Below are 24,309 nucleotides of genomic sequence, written 5' to 3'. Positions count from 1 at the left end.
AGCGGAAGTTGTTCGGTCGGCACGGATTACACGACATCGTGATGGCACTCCTCTTGGGTGCGGTATTCACCTTACTGGTCCCGATCTTCTCCGATTAGGTATTGATCCTGTCGAAACCGATGTAGTCGATGTCGTTATCCAGGGTGGAGAACTCCGGTTAGTGCCTGGGGAAGGAGAACCTGTAATTGTTGAATGTGCTGCGTCTGCCAATCAGAAAGAACAGTGGCGAGAAGCGAAATCGAAGAATGAGTGGTAGCTGTCTAACTTTTCCTGATACCGGATGCGATACGGTTCATGTATTCCTCGTGGCTGATTTGTGCGCCGCGGAACTGGGGGCTCATATGCCCGCAGGGAAGGATTGCGACGTCGTGTTCTCGTGTTGCTCGGTGGGGCTTCCCGTGGACTTCGGTGATTGAGGATGGATCGTCAATATCGCTGACTGGCTCTGCTTGGAGATGTGTCCGGATGGCGTTCCAGGCTCGGCTTCCGAAGGTGAAGATCAAGTCGGGGTCAATGTATTCCAATTCGCGGATCAGTCCGAGGCGGACTGAGGCATCCAGGGCTGCTTTGGAGGGACTATTTTCTCGGTATTTCACTACGTCCGTCATATAGAAATCATCGAAGAAGGACCCAGAGAGCAGATACTGCCACCACGATTCTTCCATATTGATTAATCCGTGCTCTTGGCATCGCTGGATGAATTCTGAAGTGAAGTCCGTGTAGCGTTTCTTCGCCAACCATCGAGCACCGAATCGCTGGTCAACGTGGACCTTTTTTCGATAGTCGTCGGTGTCGAGATCTGCGTAAGCGTTTGCCTCGAAGACGACGTGCTCTCCCGGGACACCAGGGTCAGCAAGTAAGAAGACGTATGATGGGTCGTTCTGCTCCCAGTCGTGGTAGTAAGTGTAGGTGAGTTTTTCGAGAACCTGTTCGGGAACATCGGTCATGTGATGCTCTTGCAAGCGCTCACGGACACTGCCATAGGCGCTTTGCTGAGCCTCTTGGAGATATCTGGATTCAGGGTGTTCGATTTGCTCAACGAACTCCGCATTCATGATGTAGTGTTCTTGAGCGACACCTAACTTAGTTGTTTAAGCGAAGGTGGGTAGGTAGAGGAACGAGTTTCTTTGAAAACGGCGCGCTTCTTTGTGAAGGGGTCAGGTACTCGGATAGACAATGGAGGGGTCGCAGGTGGGATCGGCATCATCTGGGAGGGTTGAGTAGTTGCCTGTAGATTCGCGTGCTGTTAGGGCGAGGATGGCGGCGTCGAGGACGTCGTCGACGCGGCCTGACTGGATTCGGTGGTGCCATTGGCTGTTTGCTAGTCGCTCGTCAACAAGGTTGATCACCGGCTGGAAGGAGTCGCCGCCATTCTCGATGAGACACTCTTTCCGGGCTTCGAAGCCAGCGTCGCTTTTCTTCGAGGGGAGATCGTCGCCTTGGTACGCTTTGAAGCAGACTTCTGGATGGCTCTCGTAGACTGTCTCACGTGCAGTTTCGAATTCATTCAGTAGAGCGTTCACTTCCTGGATACGTGGGATGAGTCCCCAGCTGTGGCTTCCTAATCCGCGAGTATTCCTCTCTACGGCCTTATCGTAGTCCTCAGCTGTCACCGCGTCGCTGTTCGGTGTCCAGAAGACAGTACTGCCGCGAGAACCGAGGAAGTCCTTGGCTTCCCGGTCACACTCACGGTTTCCCTCACTTTGCAGATGAACTGGAATGTCCACGAGGATCTCATTCGCCCGATTTCCATATTCGTGCCAGACGTTCAGCAGCGATGGTTCGGTACCGACAGTAGTCGTCTCTGAGGTTGCCTCAACAACGACCCATGACCCGCTTGCCCAATCCACACCAACATGTGTATCCATAGAGGAAAAATATAGGAGACTCATTTAGTATTTCAGTTACTCTCGATGGTCCTGAACACGAGAATTGAATCACTGAGGCGAGAGTGGAACCGTACTCAATATCGCAGAAGTGGCGGTTTGGAATGTGATTATCTGTGGCCGAAGGCGACGTGCTGGACGGCTTTCAGCAGCTCTGGGTGAGTGACTGAGAGACGAAGTCCGAGTTCAGGTGAGGCGGCGCGATTGATGAGCGTGTGCCAGTTCTGTAGGAGGATGGCGATGTTTATCCCGTACAGTCGGAGTTTCGGATTGCTGCTTTCGATGACCGGCATAAAGTGGTTGGAGATCTGGTTAATTGCTTCTTCGATTGCCCAGCGTTGGTAGTAGTTGAAGTGGATTCCGCCGGCAGATCGTTCTGGAATAGTGCGGTCAGTCAAGTATGCGGTATGCGTTGATTGATTCCTGATCCCGTCGAGAGTTTCTGGGTCATCGAATTTCTCTGTGAGCGTTGGGACCAATGGATCTTCGGCTTCGTTGGCTTCTGATTCGTCTGTTAGTGTGGTTTGATGCGTAGTTGCCGGCTTCGGGTCGTCTTTTTGTAGTTCATGGACAGTGAACTGGAGTGGTGACGGTTGCGTACTTCCGTAGGGGTATGCGACCGCGTTCGGCTTTGGGGAGCAATTCCACGGAACGCCGAGGACGTGCCCAGTGTACCCGCTTGGCGTGAGCGCTTTTAGACTCTTTATCACGGAGTGGTCCGGTGATTTAATAATCCAATCTGACCCGGCAATCGCTCGGAATGCGGTAATCAGCTCACCTGGGACCATTTCACTGTCAGCGTAGATCGCTTTAACATCGAAGTGGAGGGGTTCGCCGGGAAGCATCTGCTTGATGACGTGTGGGTATTCGCTCTTGTGTTTCAGCCATCGGGTCCCGAGAGTGAAGCGTGCCTCCGTATCGAGAATGCCGATAACGGCGTACGTCCACTGCGTACGGACGTCATTCTCTGATTTGTGTGGTCGGTCGATGGTTGGCGCATCGTCAGAACCCGTCCACTCAATGCGGTACAGGTCAACAGCTAGTGAGACAGGATCGGTGAAGAAGCCGAGTCGCGCTGCGAGAGCAAGAGTATTCTCGTGAACCGCATCGAACTGCGCTTCTATTGTGGGGGTCTCGTCTGAAGTGTTCGTCCGGGGGATGGTTCGCTGTGTAGACGGAACGCGATTGCTAATGTATTTCGGCAGACCGGTTCCTTTGGGGACGTCGGCTGGGTGATGATCCCAGAAAGAAACTTTCGCGGCGGTCTGAAGCCCACTGCCGGTTAATGCCGATGTAGCGAGCAATCCGAGAAAGTGCAAGATGTCGAATTGCGGCTCCTCACGAGCGAACGTGAGTGGGTCTAGAGTTTCGTTTGCCAGGAATTGAATCCAGTTCCGTAGCGCATACTGCTCATCGTCCCAGCGTACGGATCGCTCGGAGAATGGAGGGGCGCGAGCATCGAATCCATACGCTTCGCGGACGGTGTTTGGTGGTTGCACTCCGTTGCGAAATGCCGCGTAGACTGCGCGCGTCCGGGCTGCCTCGAAGGCTTCTTTGCCTCGTTCTAGTTCGTCAAGTTCGTTCGGCAGCCTGCTTTGGGCCACTCGCTGGAACGTGCTGTAGCTCGGCAGATCCATTGCATCGCTGTATCCGAGTGCGGAGAGAATGGGTGGTGAGGCTTTCAGATGTTCGTAGAACGCCTGGTTATTTCGTGGGTGTCGCGCGGCTTTGAGAAAGAGAGTTTTGAACCGCGGTTCGAGCACGTCAAGTGCTGACGGGTCCAGAGTCTCTTCGTCAAGTGCTGCGTCGGCAACGTCGAGAATGGTTAAATCGTACAGTATCGACCCGTCGTTCGGGTACGGTGACTGTGTCTCCCATTGATCTCGGTTGTGTTCGTGGAACTGTGCAGCGAGATGGGCGGTTCTGTGTAGCGTCTCGATGTCCGCGACGGGGTGGTTGAGTTTGAGGCCGGTTCCTCGGACAGCGACCGATCCATATCCATCTTTTTCTGGAAGATTTCGATAGGTGGCCCGGGTGCTGTATTCTCCGTTTCCGTTCCCGATGATCGGTGTGTATTGATCGCTGTGTTTAGCGGGCTGGCCATCTGGCATACGAACCGCATAGGGTTATTGCCCTTGACTGGTATAAAGAATCACCAGGCAATTGATCCGATCTTAATTTCTGATTCCGGAGAATCAGGGCTCCGGAATGTACGAGTTCAAGGGATTTTAGGAAGTCTTCAATCTCGCGTTGGTCCAAACACGAGACTAGTTCCATGGTGCGACTGAACGGCTGATTCTAACTCACAAGAAAACCCCTCTGGACCAGGTGCTAGAAGCCAGGTTCTCGCCCTCTCGGTAGCAACTATCGCATTCATACGCACAAACGCCTATTCGTTGGCAATCAACCTGTTATGAATGCTATTCAGGCATCCCGCATCAAAATACCAGTAGAGGCCACTACAACCCGATTTCCAATAACACACCGCATACGTCGGAGAAAACTATATGAAATTTTTCAGGATGCGAATAGCACCCTGTTTCGAATCTGCTTGAGAGGCTCGCAGTTATCGCTGACAGCCGTGGAGCAGATAATCACTAAGATGAGGGATGGTGTTTGTTACCGTATGGCCTATTGTCCGAATTGTGGAGATCAAGTCAAGGATGAGCACCACTACTGCGGACAATGCGGTTATCCGCTCGCCGAACTTGATGATGATGCAGATGAAATTCCTCCAGCGGGCACAGCTGCAAGTCATCAAGGCTTCCTTAGCGGGCGTTCCCTCCAGTATCTAGTTGATGTACGGAAAGGGGAACAAGAGCTGGACCCAGAGACAGTCGGTTACTCGAATCTATCGCGGGATGTAGGCGCTGGACTGGCGGACTTTGCGAAAGTTGCGGTGGTTGCTGATATCAATCTACTTGCTCTTGTTCTCGACAATAGTAGTGACGCTGATGTCCTAGGAGAGGATGTAGAGCAGCTCAATCGGTGGCAGATCCAGGAACGAATGATGTGGATGGGGTTGCTACGGGTGCCGAAGTTGTACGACCGAGCATTCGGGACAGAGTGGGATGAAGAATTCTCGAAACGGTTAGAAGAACTCTCGGAGAAGGCTGTGGAATTCTACCAGGAGGAGTGAGCCTCCAGCTAATGGAGACTGATGAGGTATTAATTTCGTTGTGTATTGTCTCTCAACGTAGGTTGATTGATTAGCGCCTAAGGCGACTGATCAACGAGATACTGGTTGGCCAAGTATTGCTCTACTCACCGCGCGATGCATCGTGGGTAATCGAAATACAGCACCGATGTTGGACGAGTATTCTCACACCGAAACTGCCGTACTTCGTTTATAATGGCCCTGTTGGTAGCAAATTTCTACGCTTGACCACCTCCGGTAGCGCCATCAGTCAATGGATCCTTTGGAATCGCCAGACAGCGTTACGATTGAGAGTAAATCTACGTTGAAATACAGAGGAGAACCACCCCAGTTAGTAGCAAATATTGCTTGTATTACCTGCCGAAGGCTAAGTGCATTAAATGGGTGGTTATTTTGCGTAGGTGATGACCGACCGGCGCGACGACGTAGAGTTCATCAAAGAACGCCTCTCTGAGGATCCAACAGAGGACTTTCTGGAACAGATAGCCGCTACTGTCGTTGATCAGATGGCGGACTCATTTCCTGAGCTCTCACGCAAGTCGCGCCCGATGGATGAGGTCTTGAATGAGTTCCGGGAGAAGAAACTGGAAGAGGTGAGTTCAACAGGCCAGTACAGGCGGAAACTGAACTATCTCCAGACATACCTCGAAGACGAGATAGATATCGACTCGACTGACAACCTCACGAGCGAGGATGTTGAGCGATACAATAAATGGCGGAAGTACGAGTCTCTGTCTCGGGACAAACCGTTGGCGGACACCACGCTTAGGGATGATATGTACCTCTTCCGCGAGTTCATTCAATATCTGATCGAACATAGGATGGCTCCGGTTCGCTTCGAGAAGTGTGTCGAAATCCCTGAAATAGACTATGCCGGCGGCGAGGGTGTCGACGAGAAGAAGCTTGATCCTGAGATTGCGAAAGCGGCGCTGGACTTCCTTCGGAAATATGAGTACGCCGATATAGAGCATGTCTCGATGGAGTTGATGTGTCAGTCTGGTCCGAGGAAAGCCGGATTGATTGGCCGTGATGTTCCTGATTTCGACTATGAGGAGCGGGTTCTCCAGTACGAAACCGATGAGACGACACCGCTCAAGAACGACGAGAGCAGCGAACGAGAGATCACTCTCTACGGGGATGTTCCAGAGATTATCCAGGACTATCTCAAGGATCAGCGACCTCCCGTAACGGACGAAGAAGGGAGGGAACCGTTACTCACGAAAGGTGACGGGAGAATGAGCCCATCGACATTACAGAAGATCGCTTACAAATGGACTCGACCGTGCATGGTCGGATTAGACTGTCCTCACGACCGGGATCCCGAGGACTGCGAAGCAGCCCAGAAGAACAACTCCGCCTACAAATGTCCCAGTAGTCGAGCCCCACATCACATCCGAACTGGATACATTACCGACCAGAAGAACAGAGGCGTCTCGGCGGACGGGATCGACCAGCGGTGTGACGTATCGCCACGCGTTCAGAAGCTCCACTACGACCAACCGAACGACAGTGAAGAACGCGAACGCTTCGAGGACGAGTTCCGGAATGCCGACGACGACCCCAACTCAGGGTTCAATCACAACTGACAGCGGCTCTTATCGGCGTCTGAGTGTAGTGATGAGCAGATCAGGTAGATTTGAATAACTGGACTTGACGTTGTTCCCATATCCCGCATTTAGGTGAGAATGAGGTCACCATGGCCTATTTGACATCCCCACACCTCCGCAAATATATTATAATGGCGTCGGCTTTTGATGGGGGTTGGCTACAGAGTGTTCGAACTCTGTGTCACACCCTTCACATTGGGTAGTTACCTTTCGGCCCCATTCATTGATGATCTCGCCATTTTCTAGAGTTAATTGAAATTCGTTTATAACATCCTCTCCGCAACAGGCACACTCAAAGCGAGCATATGCGTTAATATCCACTTCCTCCTCTTCTCGGACCGAGTGGTCAGCATGAGTGTATAGATAGACGGAATAATTTTCTCGTGGCCCATCTCCAGGCCACCAAGGATCTGGGAGGCCCCCTGTTTCAATTCCTATTGATTCCTTGAGGGCAGTTCGGACCCTGTCATCACTATTCACCGTCTTCATCAGCGTCATACCTAGTCTGCTCAAGCGGAGTAGATCGGCATTTTTGTCGTCGTTATTGATTACGTCGGTTCTGCCACTGGCGTCCGTTACTGGCTTTCGACAAAGATTCTGGAATCCATCTTTGACAACGGAAATGCCTGGATCGTCTAAATCTTCTGACTTCGCATATGAACGCACGCTCCCCTTCTCACTGTGAAAGTTCGATGTTTTTCCAATCCCCACATCAGACTCTTCGGCTAGATATAGAATCCAGAGGGCCCCTCCATACCCCACTGTATCGGCAGCCTGTAGAACCGATTCCTCATCCCACGTCACACCTCAGTCGTATGGTTACTGCTTATTTAAAACACGTGTTCCCATGTATTTGGAGTTCTGAGATGATGGACAAGATTTATGACCTGCGCTCCCCTCTCATTGTAATGAGAATGAGTCGGACAAACCCCTCCGAAGCACTAGAACGTCTGGCCTGGACATTGAATTACCCCCGGAGGGACCCCATCTCTATCAACGAGCTCGCGGAAAAAACCGACCTTTCGTGGGCCACTACCCAGAAATACGTCCAATTGCTGGAAACCCTCGGGCGGATTGGTCCCAAAATCACCATTGACGAGGACGGGGTAGTCCCACAGCAGCTAGGGGAAAACTTGCATGACATCCGTGACCAGAAAGACATGCAACTCATCATCTACCTCTATACCCATGCAAATATCCAGGGGAGCCCCACAGAACCCTTGGACGTAGAGAAGCATTCAGAGGTCCTCGAACACTACGATGAGGTCATCGACGAATTGGCGGAGTTTGGATGGATCGAGCTCACCGAGGAGACGATCCAGTTAACGCCAGAGGGCGTGTCGATTGCGGCCCCCGCCCAATCACGAATACGAGACAATGACTTAGATGTCACATCCTCCAAAGGGACGACACAGGCAACCCCAGCATCTGGTGCAGCCAGCAAAGCCGACATCCTCGTCGCAGATGCCTGGGTAGATGTCAGTAGCTCTGGCTCGTTCGAGAGTGAACAATCGGAGGACAGCTGGGACAAAGACAACGACTGGAATCGACAAGACACGACGAGTCTGGCCTACTAAGTGACTATGTCAGAAGAGAACCATAGCGGAACGGACATTCACGTTGCGGATGAGGATTCACCAGTTCTAACATCCTATGAGCCAAATTTCCAACGTGTATTTGCACGTGGGACGCTCCTTCGAATGGACGATGATGATCAAAACATCGTTCAGATGGCTTTTTGGAGTTCAAAAGATACTGACATCGAGATAGAAGACGAGGGAATGGCAAACGCTGTTGGCTATCGGTTGGAGTCGGAGATCATGATGGATTGGGAGAGCATTGTGAACCTGCGGAATTTACTCGATAATTATATCGAGGATCATGCTCCCGAAGAACACGTCGCCAATATAGAGTAAAATAGGTCAGCATCACTATCAAGGTGTGACTTGTACCTAGAATACCGTGGATTCCACTATGCCAAGAACTAGTGTATTTTCACCCATGTCCGTTCTATCGTAGAGACTGTGTTCCGCGTTAAACGGTTACGGCATATCGTATACCAGGAAATAGGAGTGATTCTTCCGAGCGTGGACTTGCTTGTTCATCCCAACGACAGTTGGTTTCTCTTTCCGAATCTGAACGAATAGGTCACGAGTGTAGAAATCCAATTCTCTTTCGTAGTAGTTTGTTACTTGAATGTGCGCAAGTTCCTGCTTATTCGACGAGACCTCGTCCATTATTTTGATAATCAGCGTTCCATCCGGTTTCAGCACCCGCTTTGCTTCATGCCCCCCCTCAAAGTAGGTTTGAAGAACTGCTTGGTGGTATTTCCCACTGCCGTCATACGCTCGACCTCCCGAATATGTGTCGCGGAACGACTTGTGAGACCCATTCCCAGCCATGTGTTCCCGGTTCCTTCGATAGTACCCTTCAGCGTATGGTGGGTCAAGGATCATACAATCGAGACTATTGTCTTGAATGGGGAGTGCGCAGCAATCGCCAATCATGGAAAGGTCGTCCGTCTTCGGTGTGATATCGGACGTGACCAGCTCCATACCACGGCTTTCGAGGTCAATGTCTTGCCAGAAGACACCTGTGCCGTGTGTAACATCCGCGATGCGCGCGCCGTCCTCAATATGTAGATCGAGAATACGGGGGAAGAGTTCGCTACTATCGGCTCTGTAAGCAGAGAGGATTAGATCATCGTTCTCTTCGCTATCCGTCATCTGTTGCTAAATTAGCTACCGTGTATATATTTAAACTTGCGTCACTTGACCGCTCAGGCACTTCGCCAATCATCTCGCTTACCGTCCCTGACCACGGTTCTTTGTTCGCTTCCTCAGTGATGATTTCGTACATCCGCTTCCACTTCCGCGCGCTCTTGTACTGTTCTTTATCTGAGGGAATGACATTAATCAGACTACGAGGGACAACCAGTACGAGCTTCTTTTTCATCCGACTCATCGCCACATTCAGGCGTTCAGGACTCAAAATGAACTCTGCTTCACGCCTGATATAGTCCGGATCAGAAACGGTTGCTGACACGATGATGAGATCACGCTCCCCACCTTGGAACCGCTCCACCGTGTCTACCGAGTCATCATCGACACGCCCTCGGAGTTTGGTTCGGAGACGGCCGCGCTGTGCATTGTGAGGCGTCACGACACCTTTCGATTCTTTGTCTGCAGCGGCGTCCACGAGTTTGCTAATGATACCCGCCTCGAATGGGTTTGACTGTTGGCTCTCCTGCTCGTCATGGACGATTAACACCAGGGGATAACGTGGGTGCATTGCACGGCGAACTCCCGGCCGGTGCGACCCTTTGACATCTAGCTGATGATTGAGCCCAGAGCGGTACCGGATGCCATCGTCGCTGTAGATGAGTCGGCGGAGGAACTCGGCGACAACAGTATGACACCGGTACGTAATTTCGAGACGGTCAATAGGGACGAATTGTCCAGTTGGGACATCCACGAGTTCCAGATTCTCACCACCGCTGAAGTTGTCATCTTCGCTGAAGAGCCGGAAAAAGTCCATCGTGGACAGGAACGGCGCGATCTCCTCAACAATCCGCCTGTCCTCCCGGTCCCAGTCGTGCTGTTGAACCGGGGGCATCTGCCGGTGATCGCCCGATATCAGGATCTGTGCACCCTTTGTTGTTGAGGCCCCCGGGACTAACAGATCTGGGACCGGCATCATCGACGCTTCGTCAGCAGCTAATAATTCGAAGTGGGGTTCAGTCCCGTCGTCATAGATCTTCTCAACAAGCTTGTAACCTCCCGAAGGAGTTGAGCACACCAGAATCCCTGAGTTCGTACTTCCACCAGCACCGAACGCATCGAGACTGCTCTGCCCACTCGTCAGGTCCCGCTTGATTTCCGAAATTGCTTCCTCGTCCGTATGGTAGTTTACGAACCGGGATTCGTCGTAGCGGTCTTCACGGACATCAACGTCGCGGCTAACTGCCCGGACGAGTTGTAGATCATCTAGAGGGTCGTCGTCCGTCCGTGGGCCACTCGCCCTCCATTGCTGGAGTAACGCGTCCGTTTTCTCTAAAAGGGCGTTCGTTGCGCGATTGGAGGGGGCAACGACGAGTCCGCGGAAGTCTTCATTGTCGTCGAGCCTAGCGAAGGCGCGAGCTAGCAGACCATAGGAGAGGGTGACCGTCTTCCCAGTACCCGGTGGGCCTTGAAGTACTGCAAATCGCTCTGCGTACCGCTGAATGAACTGACGTTGTTTCTCGTTCGGTGAATCTAATTGGGTCTCCTCGTCAATCCACGAGAGGAATTCGTTCGCTTTCCTTCGGTTGAATAATTCAATCTCAGCGGGGCTACTCATAACTACCCTCCATCAACTGCTCCATCGACTCGTAGATCGGCACTTCCTTCTCTTCGATGCTGTTGTACACTGTTTGACCGCTTTCAGCAGTCCATTCGTCGGTCTGCGGATCGAGAATTATTACGTCATCGGGCGCGAAGTGGACGAGATAGGGCCTTTCGCCGGCTTTGTGTTTGTCTTCGTGCCACGCTCGGTGTTCTCGGACGTAGTCGTAATCCGTATACTGGTTACTGCCGGGATGGAACCCGTGCGCAAATTCGCTCAAGTGGATCTGTATTTCCCGGTCCGGAATATCGATATCCACAACCTCGACGGGGACACCCTGTTCGATAGTCTGCGGCGTCTTATTGTCCTCGTGCATATACTTTTCACCATTCCATTCAACATGGTTCGCTATCAGACGGCTGCCCGATGTCGTCCCTTCCGAGCCCTTGAGACGGCACGAATTCGCAATCTCACTTGGATTAGCGAACTCTCGCCTGTCGTAAACCAACTCCCCATACAGCATCTGTTCCTTCTCTCCCACCTGCTCAGTCCGTTTCACACGGACTATTGCGGTTCGGCCCGTCCGGACTCTTTCTCTCGGTGACTTTGCGTAGTGTCTGAGCTCTTCTTGGCGCTGTGAGAAGTGTTCTAGGTCGATGTAGTCTTGCGATGCCTGTCGCAGGTCGCTCTCACCTAGGGTGAACGACGGCAACTCGGGTAGCGGAATAGGCTTTTTACCGAGATACGCGTTGTGGTACTGTTCATTGTTGTAACCGAGCGCGCGCTCAACGTGCTCTATCGCCCGACACAGTTCTTCTCCCAGTAATTCAACGTCGTCCGGGGTAATACGTCGATCTTGCTTGTCTGCGTCGTGCCAGCGATACTGCTGGATCTCGTTGATTTGCTTATCACCGCCAGCCCAGTCGAGGTCGAGTTTCCCCTGCGCAGCCCAGATATACTCCAAGGGGAATTGAGAGTCGAATCGAGCGCGGACTGGATACCAGCCATCTTCATCCTGCACCGATTGGAACGTGAACCCCTCGTCAGTTTCCTTAAACGGCAGGCGGAAATTGAAGAAGTTCGGTTTGAACGTATTGTATAGGTCGATATCGGGCTTATCTTCGCGCTCAATCTTCCATTCCCATCTGGTGAATCCACCGTCACATCCACACGTGCAGTTGTGGAAGTACGCTCCCTCAAGAACTGGTAGCAGCCCTGTGGACGTGAATTTTAACTCGTATCGCTCTCGCAGTTCGTCCTGTAGGATGCCGACCATAGGCTGGTCTATGGCTTGCCTGAGGCCGAGGAGATCACGAACCGCGCCGAGACTTTCTGAATCCCACCGCTGCATATGCCGTTTAATCCCCTCCACAAGCCAGTCACGCTCACTTCGCGTGTAGAAATAGAGGTGAATCGGGACTTCGTCTCGCCCATCGGCAACCGTTTGAATTGCCTTGAACAACTTGCGGAACGTGGTTTTCAGTAACTTACGCTCTACACGAAGTTTCTCCTCATCATCATCCGGAAGTGACTCTGACAGTTCGGAGAAGGTCTCAGGGTCGCCGTCGTAGTTCGTCCGCGTGACACGGCCCGCTACAAGTCCAACCGCATCACGCATGTAGTCCTGCCTAACATACAGGTAGACCCGAACCATCTCCCCCGGCTCGTACTCGATATCCCCCTTATCGTACTGGCTCTGAGTCGGTTGGTCCTTCGGTAGCGTACCATCTCCTGCTCCTTGCAGCGTCCGAAGATAGGATTTCGACTCGGTAAGTGGGTGGTCCTCGTAGAGTTCCCCAAGTACGCCCTGGGCGTTTTGAACCATATCGTCAAGTCCATCACCGATAATCGGCTCATTCATCAGATCCTGCACTTTTGCCTCACGAAGTGAGTCCAACTCTCGGTACTCCCATGGTTTCGGGTTTTGAGGTGCGCGTTTCAACGACGCGAGTTCGTCAACGGTTTCAATGCTATGCTCTTCGAGGACTCGCTGTTCGCCCTCTGTAAGGCCTAACAAGGCGAGATCAAGGTCACCAACCGCTTGCTTGAAACAATCCTCGTTATACAGGCAATAGTTACATTTGCCCGATAACCGATAGCGGACATCGTCAGCGTCAGCTAATTCATCCATTCGCCCACCCTCCCTCAACAGGCGATTGACGTCACCCTCAACTACCCCCAGATCGTTGATGCTAGGGAATGTGCTTGGATTAGTTGCGTCGAGGGCATCCGAATCGCGGTGAACGATCCCGGCTTCGACGTTCGCATCGAAGCCACTAATAGAGAGATAGTCACGCAGCATCAACGAGTAGACTGCGGCCTGAACCTCGTGGTGTGGCTGGGTGTCTTTCGAACTCTTAATCTCAACTACATAGGCGTGTAGCCCGTCGCCTTCGGGCCAGAAGGCAATGAGATCGGAGTTCCCTGTAACGGGCCAAGCACCGATACGGCGGCGGAGTGGTGCTTGGTATACGAGAACCATCCCGTCTTCTTCAAGTGCAGTCGTGGCAGCCTGATCGATCTTCTCACGGATTGTATTCAAGGAATCAGAGAAGTCATCGGGGAGCTCCCATTCGCCCTTCTTTTCGGCGTCGATGAATGCGACAGCATTCGACTTGAGTTGTGAGAGGATTTCCTGTTCGAACCGCTCGCCGTGTTCCGATAGGAGGACGCTCAATTCCTCCTCCTTCCCCTCGACTGGCCCCATACTCTTTACAAGATAATTAGCGCACTCCTCGAAACCGATATAGAGACTAATGCTTGACGCGGTTATCGGATTCCGGGAACGATCAATCACGGATTTCGTTTCAAATGATTACGACTTAAACCCTCGCTGTAACCTGAACGTGGTCCGTAACTACACTCTCCTAAATGACTGCTATCATTTCCTTGATTCTCACCTTTCGGATATCGCTTGAAAAGACGCAGATACGGACTAATTAGCTGATGCAGAACGATCATCGGGGTCAGGTCACTGGAGGAGATCTGAACCTTCGTAGATCAAGGGGCGGCTATCCAATAGTGGGTTCTTTTAGAATGCAGTTGATCTAGCCTATACAAATGAGAAAATTCGCCCACTATTCTACTGTGTTTACCAGGAAGCCTGTCTAGAGATCATCCAGATATTCCCTTCGTTGCTCCATCTTTTCACGTTCAGTACGTCGGTCGTAGTGCTGCTCGATCACGCGTTGACTTACATTTGCACGGTCGCTGACGACCTTGTCCGGCATATCGCTGTTCAGGCTGTGGGTTATGCTTCCTCGACGAATGGCGTGTGGGCTCACGCTCGACGGACATCGGTAGGCAGTGTCCCGCTCTACTGCTGAACATTCACCGAGGCCGCGGTCGTGGGGACACTCGGTGCTATAGACACACGGACGTGTCCAGCGGTACACGTAGGCGCGCAGCGTCGTCTTATTGGTCCGTCCTTCCCGCGAGGCCAGCAACGGTTCTCGTCCGTACTCGTCGGTGACTGACGGTCGCTTGGTTTCGAGCCAGTCATCGAGGAGGTCACAGACTTGGTCTGACAGCGCGACCATCCGTTCACCCTCTCCCTGGTTTTTGATCGGGGTGCCGGTGTCCGGTCGATGACGGACCTTGATGCACTGCTCGTCTGAGGCGTAGTCGTCAACGTCTAGTGCGTGAACACCGCCGACGCGCATCATCGTGTGCCACATCAGAGCAATCGAGACGTGCTGGATGCTCGCGTATTCGTACTTCTCCAGATGCGCGAGCACCTTCGAAGCACTGTCACTGTCCAACATTACGTCCCGAGAGTTCTCATCAGGAGTGATCGCTGGAGACAGCACCTTCTGACTTAGGTCCTGTTCTACGCCGTCGATGGACTCTAGCCACCGGATGAACACGCGAAGGGTATCCATCTGGGTCTTCTCACTGACTTTGTTCAGGTCGCCATCCTCGCGCCGCCAGAGCCGGTACTTGTGCAGCTGGCGGCCGCTAAGGGTGTTGAGGTTCTGTATCTCTTCTACCTCGTCACACCAGCGGACGAAGTGACCGAGTCGGTACTTGTGGCCCTTCAGCGAGGCCTCCGATAATTCGTTTCCTCTGTCAGCGAGGTACAGTTCGAGCGCGGTTTCTGCGTCGATTGGTTCGAGACTCATGGTTGGTCTTCTCCGGTCAAGCGAACCCCATGAGTCCCGGCTACTGCACGTTCCGAACCAACGGCTACAACGCTCGAAATCGCCAAAAGGAAGGGTTGTCACGCCGCGTGACCAAGGCCTGCAGCGCCCATCCTCTGGCAACGCTCTTCGAAACCAAGAGAGGCGAGTACGTCACTTGGAGTACTCAACAAGCACTACGAAGAACACACCCCGTCGTCTTCGTGTGAGCCGGAGCCGTATAGACGCTGACGCTGTCGTGGTACGGGAGGCGGGGCTCCTCGTCTCGCATCCCGTGGTACTTGACGACCCTCTTGATGGGTGGCCTTCGCTGCCATTTTGTGCTCGTATCTCCCCCGATGAGGGAGAATTAAACGTCCTGTACCCGTCGCGCTGTTGCCGCGCACACTCCGCCGTGATGGCACGGTCCCGAGTGGGTATTCGCGTCATTTCCAGATAATGTCTGCGGGAGTTATACACACGGTAATGGCGGATGAATAGCTGATTAACTGTTCTTTCACCCCGGCGTAGTCGGGCGTTTTTCTACAATCATCCGTGTGGAGTTCGGGGCGTTTCCTGTGGCGGAGGAAGCGGTCGTCCTGGTCTGTAACTTCCGTCCTAAGCCGGTTAATTATCTAACACTTATCGTTTCTTGACCCAGGTGTATGCCAGAAAAGACAAACAGAAACGAGATTACCACATCCGGTGGGTTCGAGTGGCGGTCCGTCCCGGACTCGAACAGTGGCTCGGAGCGCAGCCACCTGGCGTTGGTTGCGTTCGTGGCCGTCGGGGTGGTGTTCGGCAGTGTGGGGATGTTATTTATGTCGGCCCCAGCGAGCGCGAGCACCTCATTCACCGCGAACGATGTGTCGGCTACGACGGCCAACGGTAAGCTGAATGAACTGACGGTGGCACCGAATGGGACCGTGAGCTACTCCGGGCTCGAACAGGAACCCTCGGGGGTCACGGTAACCGTCGAGGTCAAGGGGGGTTCGGCATCCGACTGGAAGGAGATCAGCTCGAAGACCCACAGCGCGACCGGACTCAGTGGTGAAGTCAGCTACGACTTCAGCGAGGCGAGACTGCTGCAAGAGACCTCGATGAAGCCGAGCGATTTCAGGGCGACTGACGGCAACTCGGGGTCGACCGACGTGCAGATCCGCGTGACCGCAGTTGTCGAAGATGCAGGACCGAACGGTGACGACGTAACGACGACGAGCACGAATTCGTTCGCCGTCACGGTTGAGAACAAAAAGGCCGGCGCAGGCGTCGGCGGCAAGGCCAACACGGGTGCGAACGGCCCGGGGGGAGGACGATTATGATTTCGACACCCACTCGGCGAGCGGACGTGCTGCGTTCGACACTCGCTGAGCGCGCGGACGTGCTGCGTTCAACACCCATTCGACCGGCCGACGCTCGCCAACGCGGGAGGTCACGGCGATGAGCGAATCCGGGAAGCCGATGACAGACGTGACGCTCCCGGGTATGGGGGGAAGTACGGTGAGTGTGTATCGTCTCTGCGACGACGAGTCGTCGTCCCTACTGGCGTTTCCACCCACTTCGGTCGGCGTCAACGAGCTTGACCCAACGCACCCGCTCTGGAACCTGACGTGGTTCCAGTTCACCGCGAGTGTGAACGTGTACGTCGTCGTCGATCACGGGAAGGCGTCGATCCATACCGGTCCCGATCAGTTGGCCGGCGTAGTCCCGCATCTGACCGACGCCGAGCAGGACCTCGCCGCAGCGTGTGGCATCGCAGACAGAGGCGAGCGAGAGACGACGTGGGTCTGCCTCGTGGACCAGACCGGGACGGTACAGTCGAGGTGGGCCACAGACACGGAGGGCTTCGACCTCGACGCCGTTCACGAAACGATTCGCGAAACCATAACGGAGAATCCCCAATGAGTATCAAAATGACCGATCTGCAGACCGAAGAGCAACGAGTGGAGAAGACAGTCAACGGCGTGACCGTTCGGAAAGAACTCAGAGAGACCGAGAGCGGCATCACGGTGGTCGTGTTCACGCTGATGAACGGGCGCGACGACGAGGTGGCAGTCGATCTCGACGAGCCACTCCCGGAGGATTTCTCAGTTGAGAAGGTCGGTCTCCATCCGGAATACAACTCCGACAGGTGGACAGTCACCAAGGAGCGGCTCATTTTCGAGGCGATTATCGACGGCGGCGAGGGACTCGTCACGCTGTACGGGGTCGACGTCGAGTCCGCCGAGAAGGCGAGACCGTTCCTCACGGACCCGCAGGTGGATACGAGCATCCCCCTCGAAGATCCACTCGAGTACGACGGATCGACCGAGGACACCAGCGGCAGCATCAAAGTCGAAATGCATCGAACCGAACGAGCGGACGCCGGTCTTCTACCGACTCATCGACGAGACAGACAGGACGGAGTGGCCCTCCAAACGCCACGTACTACTCGCGCTACTCGTTGGAACGGGGCTGGGCCTCGTGGGTATCCTGGACGCCTTGCCACTTGGGCTCTTCACCGAGCCACAGGTCGCAGGGGCGTTCGCCCTCTGGCAACTGGGACTCATCATCGTCCTCAAACGGTACTCCACTTGATTGTGGACGACCCACGAATAGTCCCGCAACCCGTTCTCGAATCGTGTCGCGCTGTCCTGGTTCTTCTCGTGGTGACGTTCCGTGTGGTCTGTCTACCCGACATGGAGACGCAGGGGCGATCGTGTGCTGGCGACCATCGAGCGGGCACTGTCGCGATCCCCATCGAGAGGTCAGTCGAAAGCCTCACTAGACGAAAGACTGATTCGAATCGACGCGACAAACAGCAGATCGCGCGGGCCACGGTCCTCGTCGATGGCGCACACCTCCTCAAAGCGGCACGCCAACGAGTTGGACTCCGGTTCCAGGAGATTCTCAAATCTGTTCAGCAACGTGGAGCCACCGACAGCAGAATCGCGGCTCCAGGCCTTCGGCGTCTGGTGGAAATGCCAAACTTGACACGAAGGTTCTGTCTATTCAGATCAGCTCGAAGACGTGGATCGGCCACTCCTCCTCGTAGGACAGGCCGAAGTCCGGATCGATATCGACCGTCTCGGGATCACGGACTTGGAGTTCGACGCGGTCTCCGATGGTGACGTCCTCGAGCGAAGCGTCGACACGACCTGTCAGCCGAGCCGAAGAGTCGAGTTCGACCACCGCGACGGTGATCGGCGCCAAGTGGTCAAACGCTGACGGAGGTCGGTTGACCGACGTGTACGAGATTACCTCGCCGGTCCGGGGCTGTTCCGAGAGCGTAACTGCCCGGCTGCCACAGCCGTAACAGGCGGGACGAGGCGGCAGCAGGTGTGTATCACACTCCGTACAGCGGGCAGCCACCAACCGGCCCTCAGCCAACGCGGCGAAGAAGCCGGGGAGCGTGAACGGCGAGTCGGCGGTGATGTCTTCCGGTACGAGCGGTCCTGTCGTCGTGGAGTCGGTGTCTGTCATCGGTGAATCACTCTCTTCGGTCATTGTGCAGTCAGAACGTGAGCCACAGTATGGGCGTCTGCGACGCCACCTTCGTTGATGAGCAGCGCGGTGTCGGCGTCGGCCACTTGCCGCTCTCCGGCCCGTCCGGTGAGCTGTTCGTAGGCTTCGACCGCCTGCAACAGCCCGGTCGCCCCAATCGGGTGCCCACGGGCCTTCAGTCCGCCACTGGTGTTGATCTGGACGTCGGTCCAGCCCGCCGATCGGTCCTCGGGATCCTCGACGGTCTCGATTCCGCGACCCTTGGGGGCGAACTCGGCGGCCTCGGCCAGCAGTGCCTCGCAGACAGTGAAGGCGTCGTGTACCTCCGCGACGTCGATATCCGCGGCGTCCACGCCGGCGTCCTCGTAGGCGGTCGAGGCAGCGACGTTCGCCCCCTCGACGAACGTCAGGTCGCGCTCGGCGACGGCGAGGTTGTTGGCCGCCGAGCCAACGCCGGCTACGCGAACCGTGTCGGGACGGCTCTGCAGGTCGGCCGCCACCTCGTCGTTCGCGACGACGACGGCTGCGGCACCGTCGGTAACGGGCGCACAGTCGTACAGTTTCAGCGGGGGAGCGACGTCGGGAGCGTCCATCGCAGTCTCGATATCGACTGCCTGCTGAAACATCGCCCGTGGGTTGGCCACCGCGTTCTGGTGGTTCTTCACGGCGATCTTAGCCAGGTCTCGTTCCGTCGCGTCGGTTTCGTGGAGGTATCGCCGCGCGAGCAGGGCGTACGTCGCGGGCGCGGTGATCCCGGACCGCTGTTCTAAGGCACGCTCGAAGGCGGCCCCGAGCGCGTTCGTGGCCCCTTCGGTCCCGCCGGCGGTCATTTTCTCGACGCCACAGGCCAACACTGCGTCGTGGACGCCCGCCCGAACATCCCGGACTGCGTTCTTGAGCGCGAGCGCACCTGCGGCCGCACACGCTTCGACGCGCTCTGCGGGGACGTTCCGCAGGCCGGCCCATTCGGCCATCAGTGTTCCCTGCATAATCTGGTTCTCGTACCGCTCGGACTGGGCGCCGACGTACAGCCCGTCGACGACATCGGCCGGATCGGGCAATCCTTCGAACGCCTCGGCCAGTGCTTTCGAGAACAGGTCGCGGCCGGGCAGATCTGTCTTGCCCAGCGGAGACGAACCGACCGCGATGAGATGAGCTGTGGACATCTCCTATGGTTCCTCCACTATTGATATTAATAGTTTGGCCGCAAAGCCGTCTGGCTTCGGCTCTGGTCGTCGCAATCGAGCGGTCGCATACTCGACTCCGCCTGGAGAAAGAACTTTACGTCCCTCTGTCACTCGTTGGCATACTGTGAATCGACCGATGACGACGCTCGACTTCCTCGACAGGGGGGTCGACATCTATGGCGACGTCGTTGGCGTGATCGCCCACGACGGCACCGAGTACACCTACGCAGAGTTCGGCGAACGCGTCGACCGCGCAGCGGCGGCGCTCGCAGATCTCAGCATCGAGAAGGGCGACCGCGTGGCGCTGCTATCGCCAAACACACACTGGTTTCTGGAGACGCTGTTCGCAATCAACGTCCTCGGGGCTATCTCGGTCCCGCTCAACTACCGGCTCATCGCCGAGGACTACGAGTACATCCTCAACGACTGCGGCGCTCGGGCGATCATCGCTGATCACGAGTACGCCGAGAAGGTCGAAGCGATCCGCGGCCAGGTCCCCGCCACGGCGTTCGTCGCCAATCCGGCCGACCGCGTCGACGGCGACTGGCGCGACTACGAGTCACTTCTGGAGAGCGCCGACCCCGGCGCAGTCGAGCGCCCCGACATCTCCGAGGACGACCCCGCGACGATCAACTACACGAGCGGGACGACCGGCGACCCGAAGGGCGTGGTCCGGACTCACCGCACCGAACACTGGCACGCGCTGATCACCACCCACCACACCGAGGTCAGCGACGACGACGCTTACCTCTGGACACTCCCGATGTTCCACGTCAACGGCTGGGGCTATCCCTACGTCATCACCGGTGTCGGCGGTACGCACGTCTGCCAGCGCCACTTCGACAGCGGGGACGCCTTCGAACGTATCCACGACCACGACGTGACCTACCTCTGTGGCGCGCCGACGGTCCTCGACCAGATGGTCGACCACTATCAGACCCACGACATCGCGGCGACCGGTGACAAGCCAGTCAGAATCGCGACAGCGGCCAGCCCGCCGCCGGAGGCCACAATCCGGACCGTCGAGGACGAACTCGGCTGGAACATCTTGCACGTCTACGGGCTGACCGAAACCGGCCCGCTGATCACGACGAGCAACTCGCCGCGCCGGATCGAGAGCGAGGGCCGCTTCGCGATCAAGACCCGCCAGGGCCACGCTATGCTCGGGACCGAGCTGCGCGTCGTCGACGAGGCCGGCGAGGACGTGCCGACCGACGACGAGACGATGGGCGAGATTATCGTCCGCGGCAACCAGGTTATGGATCGCTACTGGAACAAGCCCGAGCGGACCCGCGAGGCCTTCTCTGGCCGGGTCGACGGGTGGTTCCACACCGGCGACTTCGCCACTGTCGACGAGCGCGAGATGATCTCGATCAAGGATCGCAAGAAGGACGTCATCATCAGCGGCGGCGAGAACATCTCCAGCGTCGAGGTTGAGGACGCCCTCTACGACCATCCCGACATCGAACGCGTCGCCGTGATCGGCGTCCCCCACGAGAAGTGGGGCGAGACGCCCAAAGCAATCGTCGTCCCCGCCGACGGTGCCGACCTCACCGGGGAGGAGGTCATCGAGTTCGCCCGCGACAACCTCGCACACTTCAAGTGCCCGACCGTCGTCGGGTTCGTCGACGAACTCCCCGAGACCTCCACGGGAAAGGTCCGTAAAGTCGAACTTCGGGAGTCCCACGGCAACCCTGTCGAGTGACCTGTCCGTTCCGGTTCTTGCCGGCGGCTCTCACTTCCAAGACGGGACGGATCCATTCGAAGAATACGCTGTTCCGCTGACCATTTCGTTCGGTTGTAGACTATAGTAGCATTTGCAAATCTTCACGCCCCTGATCGCCCGACAGCGTGTGATCGGGTGCGCAATCAGTTGCAAATGCTACTATAGGTAATCGGCGCTGTCGATCGATTCGTTCGCAGTCACGAACCAGAGGCCATCGCAGCCTCTGTCTGCTCTCCCGGTTCAGACGAATTTGCGGCCGCAGGATTCCCAGTGTCTCCGGAAAGCTCGAAGGATTCCAGCAGTGCTGTCAGTTCCTCGGCGCGTGTCGAGAGTCCCTCGATATCCTCGCGAATCCCCTCAATCGAAGTGGTTTGCTCGGTTGCTGACGTTGCAGCCGCGTTCGCTTGCTCGCTCGTTTTCTGGCTGATCTTTGACACCTGATCAGAGAGGCCCGCCACTTCCTGCGTCGAATGCGCTTGCTGTCCAGTCGTGTCGTCGATCGTCTGAACCCCGGAATTTACTTCGTCGAGGTCGTCGACGACCGCTTCGATGTCTTCCATCGCGTCCTCGATAGTGTCGGCGCCGCCGACGACGCGCGTCTGCATCGTCTCGACGTTGTCGACCGCTTCGGCCGTCGCGACGGTGACGCTCTCGATGGACTCTGCGATCTCTTCAGTTCGATCTGACGTCTCCGCAGCGAGCGATTTGATCTCGTCGGCGACGACCGCGAACCCCTCGCCGGCGCCCCCTGCGCGAGCGGCTTCGATCGACGCATTGAGCGCGAGAATGTTCGTCTGATTGGCGATCTCGTCGATCGTCGAGACAACCTCGTTGATCCCTTTGACCTCGGATTCGAGGGCCTTCACCGTCTCTCTCGTCTCGTCGGCGACGTGGGTCATCTCGTCGAGCGTATCGAGGGCTTCGAGGGCGGCGTCGCGAGACTCGTCGCCGACCGCGGCCGCGGATTCAGACCGACTCGCGAGTTCGTCGGTCTGTGCGGCGACCTCCTCGACGCTCGCAGAGAGATCTTCCATCTCCGCGGAGATATCTTCGAGGAGGTCGTGTTGTTCTGCGGTGCCGTCGGCGATCTCGCCGGTGGCCTCGCTGACGTTCTGACTCGACGCAGCGATGTCTTGCGCCCCGCTCGTAACCGTCTGGCTCGTGTCGTCGACTGCCTCGGAGAAGCGCCGGATCTCACGCATCGCCGCCTCCATCTCGTCCATCATTTCGTTGAACTGCGCTCCGATCGCGGCCATCGCCTCGTTTTCGGCGTTTGTGTCCATACGGACGGTGAGGTCGCCATCGGCGGCGCGGTCCATCACGTCTCCGTACTCGCCGGCTTTCGCCTCTAAGGATGCAGAGAGCGACTCCGAGCGTTCGATCCGCTCGCGAAGTTCCGAGCGCATCTCATCGAACGCGTCGTAGACAGCCGCCACCTCGTCGGTTCGGTCCGTCTCTAGCGTCGCGTCCAAGTTGCCGTTCGCCAGCTCCGTCGCGCGGTCACGGAGGCGACGCATCGACCCGATCGTCGACCGACCGAAGGTGAGTCCGAAGAAAGCGAACCCAACTAGCGAGACTCCCGTTATCAGGGCGAGACTTCGATGAACGGCCCGCGTGACCGCGTACGCCTCCGATTTGGGCTGTTGGACGAGCGCAGCCATCTTAGTCCCGTTGACGGGAGCGTACGCGACGATCGTTCCGTCGTCGGTCGCAGTAAGACCGGTCGTTCCGTTCAACCCCCGCTGGAGGTGCGACACGCTGGCCCCGTAGGCGTACGTCGACCCGATCGCGTCCGTCCGCTGGGAGAGTTTGACCGTCCCTTCCTGATCCACAATCTGCACGTACGACGAGTTCGAGGCGGTCTCGAACATCGCCGAGCGCTTCTCAACGTCGACGGTGACGATGACGACGGTGGTCATCTGCTGTGTCGGCGTGGCGAAGGCGATCAGCGTCTCGCCGTTCCGCTCGTACACTTCGGACACCGCGACTTCCGTCCAGTCGTTGAATGCGAGCTTTTCAGTGTCTCTCGACCCCTCGACCCAGGTGTATCGGTCCTGTTCGAACGCCCTGTTCCTGCTCGAAACGTTGGTGCTCGCGACGTACCGACTGCTGGGCAAGTCGACGACGTGGATGGCACGAGCGTCTTCCGGAAGTGAGTGGAGGTCGCTCGTGATGACGCCCTGGGCTGTTCCCCCCTCGTTGATGAGGCCACGCTGGGAGATCATCTGCGCTGATTGCTCGTACGTCGCGAGCCACTGCTCCGTCTCGTAGGCCTGTTGCTCGGCTTGCATCGTCAACTGGGACTCGACGGACTCTTCGACGAGTCCCGCGACTCGGTGTTCGGCGTAGAATCCCACGCCACTGACGAGCAACGCGAGTACAATTGTCAGAAGAAAAAACTTTCTGAGGATACTCTTTCGAACCGGCTTCGGGACGAGCGAGTCCAGCATCTACGTTGCCCTGAACAGTTGGCTGACTAATTTATTCTGTCCAAATTATACGTTCTGATATCGTATCATTAGGCGAACTGAGGGCTATTTTCGTCTATATTGCTGCGGCTAGGACGGATTCAAAATTGACCTATTATTTCTGGAATGTACGGCTATCAAGTATGACGCAACCGGCTGGAAATGCCCTTTTTGCGGCTCAATTTCATATATTTCGTACGACAATTTAAATACTATTTTTATTATCTTTGTCGTAGACGAGGTGAGGTTATGGAAACTAATACATCATACATATCACATATATTTTAAGTATATTCATATTATAGTTATTGGTAGAGGACTTCTTGATGCGATAGTAACGACGTGGTGTCGCTG

At 55.8% G+C, this 24,309-nt stretch carries 19 protein-coding genes and 1 pseudogene; 7 read left to right on the top strand and 13 right to left on the bottom strand.

All coding sequences use genetic code 11. The features are described 5' to 3' along the window. Positions 1–260: 260 nt before the first annotated feature. The 3 genes from NO347_RS03540 to NO347_RS03530 form a co-directional block, all read right to left on the bottom strand. Positions 261–1,055, bottom strand: a complete 795-nt coding sequence (locus NO347_RS03540; RefSeq protein WP_256288285.1) for a uracil-DNA glycosylase family protein — start codon at positions 1,053–1,055, stop codon at positions 261–263. A gap of 102 nt (positions 1,056–1,157) precedes the next feature. After that, entirely contained in the window at positions 1,158–1,850 is a 693-nt protein-coding gene (locus NO347_RS03535) for a DUF429 domain-containing protein (protein WP_256288284.1), read from the bottom strand. Positions 1,851–1,996: 146 nt separating this feature from the next. Beyond that, entirely contained in the window at positions 1,997–3,997 is a 2,001-nt protein-coding gene (locus NO347_RS03530) for a hypothetical protein (protein WP_256288283.1), read from the bottom strand. 515 nt (positions 3,998–4,512) lie between these two features. Between NO347_RS03530 and NO347_RS03525 the strand changes: the two genes are divergently transcribed. Together NO347_RS03525 and NO347_RS03520 are read left to right on the top strand one after the other, a co-directional pair. Beyond that, positions 4,513–5,025, top strand: coding sequence for a zinc ribbon domain-containing protein (locus NO347_RS03525; RefSeq protein WP_256288282.1), 513 nt, complete (start codon positions 4,513–4,515; stop codon positions 5,023–5,025). Between the two features lie 422 nt (positions 5,026–5,447). Beyond that, positions 5,448–6,629 (top strand): site-specific integrase, encoded by a 1,182-nt coding sequence (locus NO347_RS03520; protein WP_256288281.1) that lies wholly within the window; start codon positions 5,448–5,450, stop codon positions 6,627–6,629. A gap of 147 nt (positions 6,630–6,776) precedes the next feature. Here the strand turns inward: NO347_RS03520 and NO347_RS03515 are convergent, their stop codons facing one another. Continuing rightward, positions 6,777–7,454, bottom strand: coding sequence for a hypothetical protein (locus NO347_RS03515; RefSeq protein ID WP_256288280.1), 678 nt, complete (start codon positions 7,452–7,454; stop codon positions 6,777–6,779). Positions 7,455–7,516: 62 nt separating this feature from the next. On the opposite strand from NO347_RS03515, the gene NO347_RS03510 reads away from it, so the two are divergent. Further along, positions 7,517–8,227: a winged helix-turn-helix domain-containing protein gene (locus NO347_RS03510; protein WP_256288279.1), complete on the top strand. Its 711-nt coding sequence runs from the start codon at positions 7,517–7,519 to the stop codon at positions 8,225–8,227. Positions 8,228–8,350: 123 nt separating this feature from the next. Then, positions 8,351–8,566, top strand: coding sequence for a hypothetical protein (locus tag NO347_RS03505; RefSeq protein ID WP_256288278.1), 216 nt, complete (start codon positions 8,351–8,353; stop codon positions 8,564–8,566). Positions 8,567–8,692: 126 nt separating this feature from the next. Here NO347_RS03505 and NO347_RS03500 read toward each other — a convergent pair whose 3' ends face one another. From NO347_RS03500 to NO347_RS17335, 5 genes and pseudogenes are all read right to left on the bottom strand, one after another. After that, entirely contained in the window at positions 8,693–9,376 is a 684-nt protein-coding gene (locus tag NO347_RS03500; protein ID WP_256288277.1) for a DNA methyltransferase, read from the bottom strand. Beyond that, the gene (locus tag NO347_RS03495; RefSeq protein WP_256288276.1) at positions 9,366–10,988 is read right to left on the bottom strand and encodes a DEAD/DEAH box helicase; all 1,623 of its coding nucleotides are present in this window, start codon (positions 10,986–10,988) and stop codon (positions 9,366–9,368) included. The genes NO347_RS03500 and NO347_RS03495 overlap by 11 nt, the downstream gene beginning before the upstream one ends. Beyond that, a complete protein-coding gene (locus tag NO347_RS03490; RefSeq protein ID WP_256288275.1) occupies positions 10,981–13,770 on the bottom strand; it encodes a hypothetical protein in 2,790 nt (929 codons plus the stop codon). The genes NO347_RS03495 and NO347_RS03490 overlap by 8 nt, the downstream gene beginning before the upstream one ends. 310 nt (positions 13,771–14,080) lie before the next feature. Then, positions 14,081–15,094: a tyrosine-type recombinase/integrase gene (locus tag NO347_RS03485; protein WP_256288274.1), complete on the bottom strand. Its 1,014-nt coding sequence runs from the start codon at positions 15,092–15,094 to the stop codon at positions 14,081–14,083. A gap of 211 nt (positions 15,095–15,305) precedes the next feature. Beyond that, positions 15,306–15,452 (bottom strand): annotated as a pseudogene (locus NO347_RS17335) (hypothetical protein); the annotation flags it as partial. A 304-nt stretch (positions 15,453–15,756) separates the two neighbouring features. Between NO347_RS17335 and NO347_RS03480 the strand changes: the two are divergent. After that, positions 15,757–16,413, top strand: coding sequence for a hypothetical protein (locus NO347_RS03480; protein ID WP_256288273.1), 657 nt, complete (start codon positions 15,757–15,759; stop codon positions 16,411–16,413). 118 nt (positions 16,414–16,531) lie between these two features. Continuing rightward, the gene (locus NO347_RS03475; protein WP_256288272.1) at positions 16,532–16,996 is read left to right on the top strand and encodes a hypothetical protein; all 465 of its coding nucleotides are present in this window, start codon (positions 16,532–16,534) and stop codon (positions 16,994–16,996) included. Between the two features lie 182 nt (positions 16,997–17,178). On the opposite strand, the gene NO347_RS03470 is transcribed toward NO347_RS03475, so the two are convergent. From NO347_RS03470 to NO347_RS03455, 3 genes are all read right to left on the bottom strand, one after another. Continuing rightward, positions 17,179–17,436 carry a hypothetical protein gene (locus tag NO347_RS03470; RefSeq protein ID WP_256288425.1) on the bottom strand — a complete coding sequence of 86 codons (258 nt, stop codon included), beginning with the start codon at positions 17,434–17,436 and terminating at the stop codon, positions 17,179–17,181. A gap of 646 nt (positions 17,437–18,082) precedes the next feature. Next, a complete protein-coding gene (locus tag NO347_RS03460) occupies positions 18,083–18,553 on the bottom strand; it encodes a Zn-ribbon domain-containing OB-fold protein (protein ID WP_256288271.1) in 471 nt (156 codons plus the stop codon). A 20-nt stretch (positions 18,554–18,573) separates the two neighbouring features. Next, a complete protein-coding gene (locus tag NO347_RS03455; RefSeq protein WP_256288270.1) occupies positions 18,574–19,740 on the bottom strand; it encodes a thiolase C-terminal domain-containing protein in 1,167 nt (388 codons plus the stop codon). 145 nt (positions 19,741–19,885) lie between these two features. Between NO347_RS03455 and NO347_RS03450 the strand changes: the two genes are divergently transcribed. Further along, positions 19,886–21,466 carry a long-chain-fatty-acid--CoA ligase gene (locus tag NO347_RS03450; RefSeq protein WP_256288269.1) on the top strand — a complete coding sequence of 527 codons (1,581 nt, stop codon included), beginning with the start codon at positions 19,886–19,888 and terminating at the stop codon, positions 21,464–21,466. 218 nt (positions 21,467–21,684) lie between these two features. On the opposite strand, the gene NO347_RS03445 is transcribed toward NO347_RS03450, so the two are convergent. Next, entirely contained in the window at positions 21,685–23,937 is a 2,253-nt protein-coding gene (locus tag NO347_RS03445) for a methyl-accepting chemotaxis protein (RefSeq protein ID WP_256288268.1), read from the bottom strand. Positions 23,938–24,309: the final 372 nt, after the last annotated feature.

Source organism: Halobellus inordinatus (assembly GCF_024464655.1).
Taxonomy (GTDB): Archaea; Halobacteriota; Halobacteria; order Halobacteriales; family Haloferacaceae; genus Haloquadratum; species Haloquadratum inordinatus.
Note: the sequence above shows the minus strand (reverse complement) of the source record. Positions and strands in the feature narration are given on the sequence as shown.